Genomic DNA, 11,462 nt, shown 5'->3' with positions numbered 1-11,462 from the left:
CGGTTTGTTACCTTTGCCGGATATGGCTGCCCCAACCACTTCCCATTCCCGCAAGAAAAAGCTCGGCTCCTACCCTACTTTGCTCGTGGTGTTCAGCATTACGCTGGCTCTGGTGGTGATTGGCTTATTCGGCCTGCTGCTGGTGCACGCCCAAAAGCTAAGCGAAGTGGTGCGCGAAAACCTGGAAGTGCAGGTGTACCTCGACCGCGACCTGCCTGAAACTGAATTGCTGCGCCTGCAGCAGGACCTCGGCCAGCAGCCCTTCGTGGCCGAGCGCAACGGCAAGCCCCAGATTCGCTTCGTGAGCAAGGAAGAAGGTGCCCGCCAGCTGCTGCAAAGCACCGGCGAGGACTTCCGCCAGTTCCTTGGCGACAACCCGTTGCGCGATGCCTACGTGCTCAAAATCAAGCCCGAATTCACCGACACCACCCACCTTGGTCAGCTCAACCGCAGCATTTCAGCCCAGCGCGGCGTGTTTGAGGTGCAGTACCCGCAGGACTTATTCGCCAGCATCAACAACAACCTGACGCGGGTGAGCCTCGTGCTGCTGGGCTTCGCGGCGGTGCTGGTGCTGGTGGTGGTCATTCTGATTAACAATACGATTAAGCTGGCGCTGTTCTCGCAACGGTTTCTCATCCGGTCCATGCAACTGGTGGGCGCTACGCGGCTCTTTATACAGCAACCTTTTTTGCGGCGGGCTACGTGGCAGGGCCTCGCTAGTGGCCTGCTGGCCGCCCTGATTCTGGTGGCGCTGCTGCAATACGCCTACCTCGAAGTGGAGCCGCTACGCCTGCTGCGCGACGACCTGCGCCTCGGCTTGCTGCTGCTCGGCGTCATCGTACTGGGCGTGGTTATCGGCTTTTTCAGCTCGGCCCGCGCCGTGCACAAATACCTCAAAATGTCGCTCGACGACTTGTATTAACACCTTCAGAGCCTTGTGCTTTGCTTCCATTCAGCATCAGGTTCTAACCGACAACGAATAACTGACAATACTATATGCAACCCACCAAACCCGCCTTCCGCTTCGCCTTTGGTCCCCGCAACTACCGCCTGATGTGGGCGGGCCTGGCCCTGCTGGCCGCCGGCTTCATCACCATGATGTTTGGCGACAAGTCCAACTACGGCGAAGATTTCGTGGGTATTACGCTCGGGCCGCTGCTGCTCATCGCCGGGTTTATCGTGGAGTTTGCGGCCATCATGGTACGCGATAAGTCGGTGGTTGCGGCTCCTGAAGCTCACGCGGTCACGCCCGCTTTCACTGCCGATACGGTAGCTGCGACCAATGCGCCCGCTGCCGCGCCAGCCTACAAGCGCCCTTATTAGCACTTACGCTGAGCTGTTTATCCGTTTCCCTGAATCGGTACAGCTCATCAGCAATTGCTTTCTGACACCTGATTACCTGTTAAATGACCTATTGGCACGCGCTGCTCCTCGCCATCGTGGAGGGCATTACCGAGTTTCTGCCCGTTTCCAGCACCGGGCACATGATTATTGCATCGGCCCTGCTGGGCATTCCGCCCACGCCGTTTTTTAAGCTCTATCTGGTGGTCATCCAGCTGGGCGCGATTCTGTCGGTGTTTGTGGTGTACTACAAGCGCTTTTTTCAGAATATTGACTTCTACCTCAAGCTGTTGGTGGCCTTTCTGCCCATTGTGCTGGTGGGGTTGCTATTCAAAAAGCACATCGACGCGCTGCTCGAATCGGTGACGACCGTGGCAGTGATGCTCGTGATTGGCGGCGTGGTGCTCCTGTTCATCGACCGCTGGTTTCCGCAGGAAGACCCGCAGGAAGGCGGCCACCCCGTCACCAATCCCAGCTTCAAGGAAGCGCTGATTATCGGCCTGTTCCAGTGCCTGGCCGTGGTGCCAGGCACCAGCCGCTCGGCCGCTACCATCATCGGCGGCCTCACCCAGAAGCTCACGCGCAAGGCGGCGGCCGAGTTTGCCTTTTTCCTGGCCATGCCCACCATGGCGGCGGCGGCCGTGAAGGACATTTACGATTATTATAAGGATGCCAAAGCGCAGGGTGTAGACGTGGCGCACCTATTCTCGGGCACCGAGCTGAAAATGCTGGCGCTGGGCAATGCGGTGGCCTTCGTGGTGGCGCTGCTGGCCATCCGGCTGTTCGTGGGCTTTGTGGCCAAATATGGCTTCCGGGCCTTTGGTGTTTATCGCATCATTGCGGGCGGTATTTTGTTGATTATGTTGGCGTTGAAGCTGCCCTTAAATCTGGTATAATGACGAAGACCCTGGCCGATTTCGACTTTGAAACGGGGGAAGTCCTGCTCCTGGACAAGCCCCTGACGTGGACTTCTTTCGACGTGGTGCGCAAAGTAAAAAACACGCTGCGCATCAAGAAAATCGGCCACGCCGGTACCCTCGACCCTTTGGCAACCGGCCTGCTTATCCTCTGCACGGGCAAGAAAACCAAGGAAATCGACCTCATTCAGGCCCAGGAAAAAGAGTATACCGGCACCTTCCGCCTCGGTGAAACCACCCCCAGCTTCGACCTGGAAACGGCCGTGGACATGGCCCGCCCCTATGCCCACCTCACCGACGAGCAGATTACGGCTGCCACGGCCCAGTTCACCGGCCAAATCCAGCAAACACCGCCCATTTTCTCAGCCGTGAAAATTGACGGCAAGCGCGCCTACGAGCTGGCTCGCACCGGCCAGGAAGCCGAAATCAAAGCCAAAACCGTCGAAATCAAGGCCTTCGAGCTCACGCGTATTGCGCTGCCCGAGGTGGATTTCCGGGTGGTATGCTCCAAGGGCACCTACATCCGAAGCCTAGCCCGCGACCTGGGTGTGGCTCTGGGTTGCGGCGCGCACCTCACGCGCTTGGTCCGTACCCGTATCGGCGAGTATCGGGTGGAGGATGCCTTCACGCTGGATGCCATTGAGGCCCTGCGCCCGCCCCGGCCCGAGGGCGAAGCATCTACTCGCCCTCGCCATGAGCGGCCGAAAACGGCTCCTAACCGCGCTGGGCTGCAGTATTTTGCCGCGCTTCAGGCTGATGCTCTGGCGGCGAAGGAACACCAGGCGCACGAGGAAGCCCCTGAAGCCAGCCCGGAGTAGCACCGCCGGATTATTGCGTCGTTGCGGCGTCTCAGGCCCATGCCCGCTACCTTCGTGGCGGTTTTTATCCCTTCAAATACGCTTCTCCGGCGCCTTATGCACGTCATCCGCGACCCGGCCCAGTTTCCGTTTCTTGGCAACGCCGTTGTTACCAGCGGCACCTTTGATGGGGTGCACGTGGGGCACCAGCGCATTCTGGCGCGGCTGTGTGAGGTGGCCCAGACCAGCGGCGGGCCGTCAGTGGTGATTACCTACTGGCCACACCCGCGCCTGGTGCTGGGGCCGCCTCCCTCCCACCCCGAACTGCTGGATTTGCAGCTGCTTAATACACTGGATGAGCGCATTGCCAAGTTAGCCGAGCGGGGTGTGGATTACCTGCTCATTGTGCCGTTCACCAAGGAATTCGCGCAGTGGACTTCGGAAGAATACATCCAGAACCTGCTGCTGAAAACCGTAGGAGCCAAGCAATTGGTTATCGGCTACGACCACCGCTTTGGTAAAAATCGTGAGGGCGGTTTCGACTATCTCAGCCAAAATGCTGACCGCTACGGCCTGACCGTGGAGGAAATTCCACGCGAGGATGTGGATGCCGTGGGCGTGAGCAGCACCCGCATTCGGCAGGCCTTGCGTCAGGGCGATATCGCCACGGCCAACCGTTACTTAGGCTACCATTATCCGCTCACGGGGCTGGTGGAACACGGCCAGAAACTCGGCCGCACCATCGGGTATCCGACGGCTAATCTGGCTGTTCAGGAGCCGTTGAAGCTGGTGCCGGCCCGGGGCATTTATGCGGTGTGGGCCACTACGGCGGCGGGCACGCGGCATCAGGCCATGCTTAGTATTGGGGTGCGGCCCACAATTGGCACTGATTTGGCCCAGACGATTGAGGTGAACCTACTTGATTTCAGCGGCGATTTATACGACCAACTGCTGACGCTGGAGTTTGTGGCTTGGCTGCGGGCCGAAGAAAAATACGACGGTCTGGACGCGCTAATTGCCCAGCTGGCGTTGGATGAGCAGAACACGCGGGCCGCGCTGGCTTAGCCGGCCGTCATTATTTTACCTTATTATTTCATAATGAGATATTTGCAATTATTGCTAATTTGCTGCTTGCTGGGAATGGGGAGTGCGGCGCAGGCCCAGGGCAAGCTCACCGGCGTGGTCATGGATTCGGTGACGCACGAGCCGCTGGCGTTTTCCAGTGTTTTCTTGGCCAATACCACGCTGGGCGTGACCACGACCGAGCAGGGCAAATTTGAATTTCCCAAGGTGCCGGCCGGCACTTATGACGTGGTGGGCTCCTACGTGGGCTACCGCTTGGGCAAGCAATCGGTGACCATGACCGCGGCCGCGCAGCAGATTACGCTGCAGTTGGCACCTACCGGCAACCAGCTGGGAGAAGTGGTAGTGAAGCCGGAGCCCAACAAGCCCGAGGAGTATCAGAAATTCGCAAAGTTGTTTCTGGGCGGGAGCACGTTTTCGGCGCAGTGCCGCATCAGCAACCCCGATGATGTGCGCGTTTTCTTCGATGACTCGACCAAAACGCTGACGGCGCAGGCCAAGGAATTTGTGCAGATTGACAACGAGGCGCTGGGCTACCGCCTGAAATATTACGGGCTCTATTTCGCGGCCAATGACGAGGATGGTTCGATTTCCTACTACGGCCAGCCGGTGTTTGAGGAGCTGAAACCGCGCGATGAGCGCCAGCGCAAGCAGTGGATGGCCAACCGACTAACGGCCTACACGGGCTCCTTCATGCACTTTCTGCGGAGCGTGTACAACAACCGCGTGCAGGCCGAGGGCTTCCTGACCCAGCAGATTATTGTGGGGCCAAACCCACGCTTCGAGCGCGCCGACGAGAAGCGTCGCGCCCTGCTGGCTAGCCGGCCCGATAACAAATTCACGGCCGCCGAGCAGGATTCGCTCGACAAATGGGAGGACATGGCCCCGGTTATCGCCACGCTCAACCAGGCACCGCTGCCGATTGATAGCATCCGCCGGGTGGGGCCCAACGGCAAGCGCACGTTCCTGCGCTTCACGGGCGAGCTGCAGGTGGCGCACTTCGGCGAGGCTCCCGACCCGCTTTACAAGAGGCCGATGTCGCCGCTGGGCTACCCCAAAATCCCGTATCCGGTCAAGCGGCAGGTGTCGCGCCTGAAGCTGCAGGGCCGCGAGGCTGCCATTCAGGCCAATGGCTCGCTGCTGAATCCGCTCGACGTGTACAATGGCGAATACTGGGGCTTTGAGAAAATCGGGGAGTTTCTGCCGTTTGACTACATGCCGCCCACGGCATCCACGGCAGCGCCCCGGCGGTAAGGGACCAGTTTTATCTTCATTCTACTCTTGGTCTGCCCGAATGCGCTTCTTCCCGGTGCTTCTGCTGTTTCTGGCGTTGCTGGTGCGGCCCGATAGCATTCGGGCACAGGGCCGGCTGAGCGGCGTAGTACTGGATTCGGTGACGCGCCAGCCGCTGGCGTTTGCCAGCGTGTTTCTGGCCAATACCACGTTGGGCGTGACGACGACTGAGCAGGGACAGTTCAATTTCCCCAGCGTGCCGGCCGGTAATTATGACGTGGTGGGCTCTTACGTGGGCTACCGGTTGGCCAAGCAGTCCGTAATAGTCGGCTTGGCGGCGCAGCAGCTTACGCTGCCGCTGGCTCCCACGACCAACCGCCTCGGTGAAGTGGTGGTGCGCCCCAACCCGAACCGCGCCAGCGACTACCAGAAATTCACAGAGCTGTTTCTGGGTCGCACCACGTTTTCGAGCCAGTGCCGCATTCGCAATCCTGATGACGTGCTGGTCGACTTCGACCCGGAGGCCAACGAGCTGACGGCCACCGCCATCAACTTTGTGCAGGTTGATAACCAGGCCCTCGGCTACCGCATCAAATACTACGGGCTGCGCTTCAACACCAACTTTACGCAGCACGTCGTCAGCTTCTACGGCCAGCCGGTATTTGAGGAAATGACGGCCCGCAATGCTCGCCAGCAGCGCCGCTGGGAAGCCAACCGGGCGGCAGCTTACCACGGCTCGCTCACGCATTTTCTGCGGAGCGTGCGCACCGGCCAGATAGCCGAGGAAGGCTTCACGGCCCAGCGCCTGCGCATCGTGGCCAACCCGCGCTTCGCCCGCGCCGACAGCCTGCGCCGCCAGTTACTACGCGAGCATTTTAATTCGGCCTTTACGCGGGCCGAACAGGATTCCATCGGGCGCTGGGCAAAAATGCCCCGGGCGTTTTCGCTGCTCTACACGAAAGTGCTGCCCGTGGATAGCCTGCGCCGCGTGGCGGCTGGGGGCGAGCCGGTGTTCCTGCGCTTTCGCGACAACCTACAGGTGAGCTACTTGCGCGAAGGCCCCGACCCATTGTACCGGGTGCGCACGGCGCTGCCCACCAATGTGCCCTTCCCGCCGGCCGACCGGCAGGTGTCGCAGCTGGTGCTGATGGTGCGCGAAATTGAGATTCAACCCAACGGCCAATTGACGAACCCGCTGGCCGTATTTACCGACGAATACTGGGGGTTCGAAAAAATGGGTGAATTTTTACCCGTGAATTACCTGCCGCCGGCTTCGGCCGCCTCCCCCCAAACCCACCCATGATAGACAAAACCGTTCCCAACGTACAAGCCGCCCTGCAAGGCCTCGCCGATGGCATGACCCTGATGCTCGGCGGCTTCGGCCTGTGCGGCATCCCCGAAAACTCGATTCAGGAAATCCTGCGCCTCGGGGTGAAAAACCTCACCTGCATCTCCAACAATGCGGGCGTTGATGACTTCGGCATCGGCCTCCTACTACAAACCAAGCAGGTGCGCAAGATGATTTCCAGCTACGTGGGCGAAAACGCCGAGTTTGAGCGCCAGCTGCTGAGCGGCGAGTTAGAAGTGGAATTGATTCCGCAGGGCACGCTGGCCGAGCGCTGCCGGGCGGGCGGCGCGGGCATTCCGGCCTTCTTCACCCCCGCCGGCTACGGCACCGAGGTGGGCGAAGGCAAGGAAAGCCGCGAGTTCAACGGTAAAATGTATTTGCTGGAAACGGCATTGCACGCCGATTTCGCTTTCGTGAAAGCCTGGAAGGGCGACACGGCCGGCAACCTCGTCTACAAAGGGACGGCTCGCAACTTTAACCCGATGATGGCCACGGCCGGTAAAATCACGGTGGCCGAGGTGGAAGAGCTGGTGCCCGCCGGCGAGCTCGACCCCAACCAGATTCATACGCCGGGCATTTTCGTGCAGCGCATTTATCAGGGCGAGAAGTATGAGAAGCGCATTGAGCAGCGCACGGTACGGGCCGCCTCGTAAGCAGTGACGCTATGCATGTTGCACTGCGTATCCGCCTGATACTGCGACTGCTGGTGTTGCTACTGGCACTGCTGCCGGTGGCTTTGGGGGTGTACATTAATGAAACCAGCCCGGCCCCAACCACCGCCCGGCTTGCCGGCCGTTGCTCGCGCTACTGCGAAACATACGGCTGCCCGCACGCAACGCCTGTTAATAGCCCGGCCTACTTTCGGCTGCGGCCGCTGTTCGTGGCTACCATTCAGGGGCTGATGAAGGGCGGCCGGGGTTGGTATGCGGCCGTCAACATTGCCTTCTACCTGGGGTTGATTCCGCTGCTGTTGCTTGGCCTCACGTATGGGGCGTTGCGCAACATGGTCCTGATTCGGCAGTTTAAAGCCCTGCGTCGTGAATAGCCTGCTTGCGTGGGGTGCCCGCTTTATTCATTTCGCGTTTTGGTATTGCACTGATTTCATGGTGAATCTGGCCAACCGCACCCACACTTCCTACAACGAAGCCAATACCTGGGTACTGTTGCTGTTTATTCCAGGAGTGCTCGCACTGCTGGTCGGTGTGCGCATCGCCCAGTGGTTTCAGCTGCGCCGCCTTACGGCTGCCCGCCGGGCATCCCACTCCCTACCTCGCTCCTGAACCACATCAAACAACTTGCTTATGATGGCTTTACGCAAAAAATACCTGGCGCTGGTGCTACTACTGGGCAGCTATGGTGCGGCGGCCCAGGTGGCGGCCACCACCCGGAAAGCCCCGGCCCGCCCGGCAATCACGGGCAAGCTCCGGCCGGCCATCGTCGCCCCCGGCACTGTTGACCCGGCCGAGGCCCGGCGCATTGATGAGCTGCTGACTCAGTACACCGCTGACGTGGGTACGCGGGGCGCGTATGGCCCATTATCACTGCCGACGGCCGAAGGCTCCATCCGCCGCTACGACAAGCACGTGCCCGGTGCCCTGGCGCTGGTGCTGCGCGATGGCAAGGTGGTGTACCGCAAATCTTTCGGCGTGGACAATATGTTCACCCAAAGCCCGCTACGCACCGATGCCATCTTTCGCATCGCCTCCCAGACCAAGGCCCTCACCAGTGTAGGGCTGATGATGCTGTTTGACGAAGGTAAATTCCAGCTCGACGACCCTATTTCGAAGTACCTGCCGGCCTTTGCCAATGCGCAGGTGCTGGCCAACTTCAACCCGAAAGACTCGACCTATACCACCGTGCCGGCCAATGGCCCGATTACCATCCGGCAACTGTTTACCCACACCTCGGGCATCAGCTACCCGGTCATTGGCAGTAAGGAAGCCACGGCCATTTATGCCAAAGCGGGCATCCCGAGTGGTATTGGCACGCCTTCGGGCACCTTGGCTACCTCAATGGATGCGCTGGGCAAGCTGCCCTTGATGCATCAGCCGGGCGAACGGTTCACCTACGGGCTGAGCGTGGACGTGCTGGGCCGGTTGATTGAGGTGCTCTCGGGCCAGTCACTGGACCAGTTTCTGCGCCAGCGCCTGTTTCAGCCACTGGGCATGAAGGACACTTATTTCTACCTGCCCGCCGATAAGCAGGCCCGCTTGGTGCGGCTGTACACCGAAAACGCCGCCAAGCAAAGCGTAGAAATGGAGCCACAGGGCCGCATGATACCCAACTACCCCAAGGCCAAGGGCACGTACTTTTCGGGCGGCGCGGGTCTGTCGTCCACCATCGACGACTACGCCATTTTCCTACAGATGATGCTGAATAACGGCACCCACCAGGGCCGCCAGCTGCTCAAGCCCGCCACCGTGGCCATCATCACCCAGAACCAGATGGGGGCCGTGAGCCAGGGCGGCAATAAATTCGGCCTGGGTTTCAGCATCACCACGCCCGAGAATGCCAAGGTGCCGGGCCTGTCGGCCGGCTCCTACGAGTGGGGCGGCATCTTCGGCACTACGTATTGGGTCGACCCGCAGCAGAAGCTGGTGGGCCTGATTTACACCCAGAAATACCCCAACAGCACCGGCCGCGACCTGGCTGGCAAATTTAAATCCGCTGTTTATGAATCGTTTGTTCCTGACCAGCAAGCTCCGGCCAGCATGGCTGCGCCAGCCGCCTCGGGCACCCGGTAATTTCAGTTTTCCTCCTAACTCCCACCCACAAAATCCGCGAAATCCGACCAATCCGTCGAATCCGTGGTCCAGAAAATTATGTTAGACAAACACGGCATCGCCCGACGCATCGCCCAGGAAGTGAAAGACGGCTCCTACGTCAACCTCGGCATCGGCATTCCCACGCTGGTGGCCAACTACATCCCCGCCGGCATCAACGTCGAGCTGCAATCCGAAAACGGCCTGCTCGGCATGGGCCCCTTCCCCACCGAAGACCAAGTCGACCCCGACCTCATCAACGCCGGCAAGCAGACCGTGACCACGCTGCCCGGCTCCAGCATCTTCTCCTCGGCCGATTCGTTCGGCATGATTCGCGGCGAGCACGTGGATTTGACCATCCTCGGCGCGATGGAAGTATCCGAGCGCGGCGACATTGCCAACTGGAAAATTCCCGGCAAGATGGTGAAAGGCATGGGCGGCGCGATGGATTTGGTGGCTTCGGCCAAGAACATCATCGTGGCCATGCAACACGTGGCCCGCGACGGCTCCAGCAAGCTATTGTCTGACTGCACCTTGCCCATCACCGGCCTGCGCTGCGTGAAGAAAATTGTGACCGAGCTGGCCGTCATCGACGTGACGCCCGACGGCTTCGTGTTGCGCGAGCGCGCCCCCGGCGTGACTGTGGAGCAGATTGTGGCCGCCACCGCCGGCAAGCTGGTGGTGCCCGAGGGGGAGGTGCCGGAGATGGTGCTGTAATATCCCGAAACGAAGGCAGCAGGTGTATCTTCGTCACCACCCTTCACTGCTGACTCTATGCGCCAACTCTTACCCCTGCTGCTACTCGTTGCCCTGCCCGCGCTGGCCCAGGCCCAGGTTTCGCCCATCATCGACCGGACCGATATGCCGGCCACCACAACCACCGTGGATAGCCTGCGGCTGAGCGTGGCCAGCCCGGTGCTGCCCGCCACCGTGCCGCCCCTCACGCGGCGCGGGGCCAACCAAACCTGGAATTACAGCACCCTCATGCCCGCCTCGCAGCGGGTCGAATCCTTCGTATCGGTGAGTAGCGTGACGGCTACTTCGCTCACGTATGCCTTCATCTTTGGGCCGTTCGGCGGGGCCAACCGGGCCACGGTAGCCTCGCCGCAGGCGCTGCCGCTGCCCGTGGCGGTGCCCATTCCCATCACCGATTCTTACCAGTTCTACGCCACTTCGGTGGCGGGAGCGGCGCAACAAGACTTCCGTTCTGTAGGTTTTGGCGCGTCGCTCAGCGGCACGGCCATTCCCGTCACGTATGCCAGCGCGGCCCAGCAGGACGTCATTTATCGCTTCCCGCTGAGTTTCGCCAGCCTGCCCGATTCCAGCAATTCCTACTTTTCGACGCCGGCGGCTATTGCCACAGTGGGCTACCTGAGCCAGAAGCGCAAGCGCGTGAACAAGCCCGATGCCTGGGGCACGCTCACCACGCCCTTTGGCCAGTTCCAGACGGTGCGCGTAGTCACCACCCTCATCGACCACGACAGCGTGGCCTTCGGCGGCACGGCCGGCCAGGGCTTCGATATTCCGCTGACCCGCGAGTATAAGTGGCTGGCCAAAACCCAGCACGTCCCGCTGCTCACCATCACCACCCGGATGGTAGCCGGCACCGAAACCGTGACCGGCGTGGAGTACCGCGACATTTACCGCCGCATTATCCGCACCGCTACCCGCGACGCGGCCACCGACGCCGTGCTCACCGCCTACCCCAATCCCTCGGCCATCGGCACGCCGCTCACCCTAACGGTACCCGCCGGCAGCGGCCCGCTCACGGTTTCGGCCACCGATGTGGTGGGCCGGCAGCTGTTTCGGCGCAGCTTCAGCGGCCATTCGGGCAGTCTGCGCATTGATGCCGACGCCTTTGGCACCTTCCGGGGCGTGCTGCTGCTGACGGTGCAAACGGCCCAGGGTACCGCTACCCGCCGGCTGGTGCGCGAGTAGCTTTGGCGGAACATTGCACCGTTTTGACCGTTTTTCCGTTGAA

At 60.8% G+C, this 11,462-nt stretch carries 13 protein-coding genes; all 13 read left to right on the top strand.

What is annotated here, in order from left to right; genetic code table 11:
• Window positions 1–22 precede the first annotated feature (22 nt).
• The 13 genes from AAFH49_RS05660 to AAFH49_RS05600 all read left to right on the top strand — a co-directional run bounded on the left by AAFH49_RS05660 (window position 23) and on the right by AAFH49_RS05600 (window position 11,419).
• The gene (locus tag AAFH49_RS05660) at window positions 23–922 is read left to right on the top strand and encodes a cell division protein FtsX (protein WP_342296532.1); all 900 of its coding nucleotides are present in this window, start codon (window positions 23–25) and stop codon (window positions 920–922) included.
• Between the two features lie 74 nt (window positions 923–996).
• Window positions 997–1,323: a DUF3098 domain-containing protein gene (locus AAFH49_RS05655; protein ID WP_342296531.1), complete on the top strand. Its 327-nt coding sequence runs from the start codon at window positions 997–999 to the stop codon at window positions 1,321–1,323.
• Window positions 1,324–1,406: 83 nt separating this feature from the next.
• Window positions 1,407–2,237, top strand: a complete 831-nt coding sequence (locus AAFH49_RS05650) for an undecaprenyl-diphosphate phosphatase (protein ID WP_342296530.1) — start codon at window positions 1,407–1,409, stop codon at window positions 2,235–2,237.
• The gene (truB, locus tag AAFH49_RS05645) at window positions 2,237–3,076 is read left to right on the top strand and encodes a tRNA pseudouridine(55) synthase TruB (RefSeq protein ID WP_342296529.1); all 840 of its coding nucleotides are present in this window, start codon (window positions 2,237–2,239) and stop codon (window positions 3,074–3,076) included. Before AAFH49_RS05650 ends, truB begins: the two co-directional genes overlap by 1 nt.
• Window positions 3,077–3,172: 96 nt before the next feature.
• On the top strand, window positions 3,173–4,120 hold the full coding sequence (locus tag AAFH49_RS05640; RefSeq protein ID WP_342296528.1) for a bifunctional riboflavin kinase/FAD synthetase: 948 nt from the start codon (window positions 3,173–3,175) through the stop codon (window positions 4,118–4,120).
• A gap of 42 nt (window positions 4,121–4,162) precedes the next feature.
• Window positions 4,163–5,392, top strand: coding sequence for a carboxypeptidase-like regulatory domain-containing protein (locus AAFH49_RS05635; RefSeq protein ID WP_342296527.1), 1,230 nt, complete (start codon window positions 4,163–4,165; stop codon window positions 5,390–5,392).
• A 40-nt stretch (window positions 5,393–5,432) separates the two neighbouring features.
• A complete protein-coding gene (locus AAFH49_RS05630; RefSeq protein ID WP_342296526.1) occupies window positions 5,433–6,674 on the top strand; it encodes a carboxypeptidase-like regulatory domain-containing protein in 1,242 nt (413 codons plus the stop codon).
• Entirely contained in the window at window positions 6,671–7,372 is a 702-nt protein-coding gene (locus AAFH49_RS05625) for a CoA transferase subunit A (RefSeq protein WP_342296525.1), read from the top strand. Before AAFH49_RS05630 ends, AAFH49_RS05625 begins: the two co-directional genes overlap by 4 nt.
• A gap of 11 nt (window positions 7,373–7,383) precedes the next feature.
• On the top strand, window positions 7,384–7,764 hold the full coding sequence (locus AAFH49_RS05620; protein WP_342296524.1) for a hypothetical protein: 381 nt from the start codon (window positions 7,384–7,386) through the stop codon (window positions 7,762–7,764).
• The gene (locus tag AAFH49_RS05615) at window positions 7,757–7,999 is read left to right on the top strand and encodes a hypothetical protein (RefSeq protein ID WP_342296523.1); all 243 of its coding nucleotides are present in this window, start codon (window positions 7,757–7,759) and stop codon (window positions 7,997–7,999) included. The genes AAFH49_RS05620 and AAFH49_RS05615 overlap by 8 nt, the downstream gene beginning before the upstream one ends.
• A gap of 21 nt (window positions 8,000–8,020) precedes the next feature.
• Window positions 8,021–9,463 (top strand): serine hydrolase domain-containing protein, encoded by a 1,443-nt coding sequence (locus AAFH49_RS05610; protein WP_342296522.1) that lies wholly within the window; start codon window positions 8,021–8,023, stop codon window positions 9,461–9,463.
• 78 nt (window positions 9,464–9,541) lie between these two features.
• Complete coding sequence (locus AAFH49_RS05605; protein WP_342296521.1) at window positions 9,542–10,198, top strand: 3-oxoacid CoA-transferase subunit B; 657 nt, start codon at window positions 9,542–9,544, stop codon at window positions 10,196–10,198.
• Between the two features lie 57 nt (window positions 10,199–10,255).
• Window positions 10,256–11,419 (top strand): hypothetical protein, encoded by a 1,164-nt coding sequence (locus AAFH49_RS05600; RefSeq protein WP_342296520.1) that lies wholly within the window; start codon window positions 10,256–10,258, stop codon window positions 11,417–11,419.
• Window positions 11,420–11,462 lie beyond the last annotated feature (43 nt).

The sequence above is a fragment of the Hymenobacter segetis genome, from assembly GCF_038448715.1.
In the GTDB taxonomy this organism is placed as follows: Bacteria; Bacteroidota; Bacteroidia; order Cytophagales; family Hymenobacteraceae; genus Hymenobacter; species Hymenobacter segetis.
The sequence above is the reverse complement of the archived record's forward strand: the minus strand, read 5'-3'. Positions and strand labels throughout refer to the sequence as shown.

Coding starts and splice junctions, on each gene's coding strand:
- AAFH49_RS05610 (WP_342296522.1), top strand. CDS start 8,021: ATGATGGCTTTACGCAAAAAATACCTGGCGCTGGTGCTACTACTGGGC.
- AAFH49_RS05625 (WP_342296525.1), top strand. CDS start 6,671: ATGATAGACAAAACCGTTCCCAACGTACAAGCCGCCCTGCAAGGCCTC.
- truB (WP_342296529.1), top strand. CDS start 2,237: ATGACGAAGACCCTGGCCGATTTCGACTTTGAAACGGGGGAAGTCCTG.
- AAFH49_RS05660 (WP_342296532.1), top strand. CDS start 23: ATGGCTGCCCCAACCACTTCCCATTCCCGCAAGAAAAAGCTCGGCTCC.
- AAFH49_RS05620 (WP_342296524.1), top strand. CDS start 7,384: ATGCATGTTGCACTGCGTATCCGCCTGATACTGCGACTGCTGGTGTTG.
- AAFH49_RS05630 (WP_342296526.1), top strand. CDS start 5,433: ATGCGCTTCTTCCCGGTGCTTCTGCTGTTTCTGGCGTTGCTGGTGCGG.
- AAFH49_RS05605 (WP_342296521.1), top strand. CDS start 9,542: ATGTTAGACAAACACGGCATCGCCCGACGCATCGCCCAGGAAGTGAAA.
- AAFH49_RS05600 (WP_342296520.1), top strand. CDS start 10,256: ATGCGCCAACTCTTACCCCTGCTGCTACTCGTTGCCCTGCCCGCGCTG.
- AAFH49_RS05655 (WP_342296531.1), top strand. CDS start 997: ATGCAACCCACCAAACCCGCCTTCCGCTTCGCCTTTGGTCCCCGCAAC.
- AAFH49_RS05640 (WP_342296528.1), top strand. CDS start 3,173: ATGCACGTCATCCGCGACCCGGCCCAGTTTCCGTTTCTTGGCAACGCC.
- AAFH49_RS05650 (WP_342296530.1), top strand. CDS start 1,407: ATGACCTATTGGCACGCGCTGCTCCTCGCCATCGTGGAGGGCATTACC.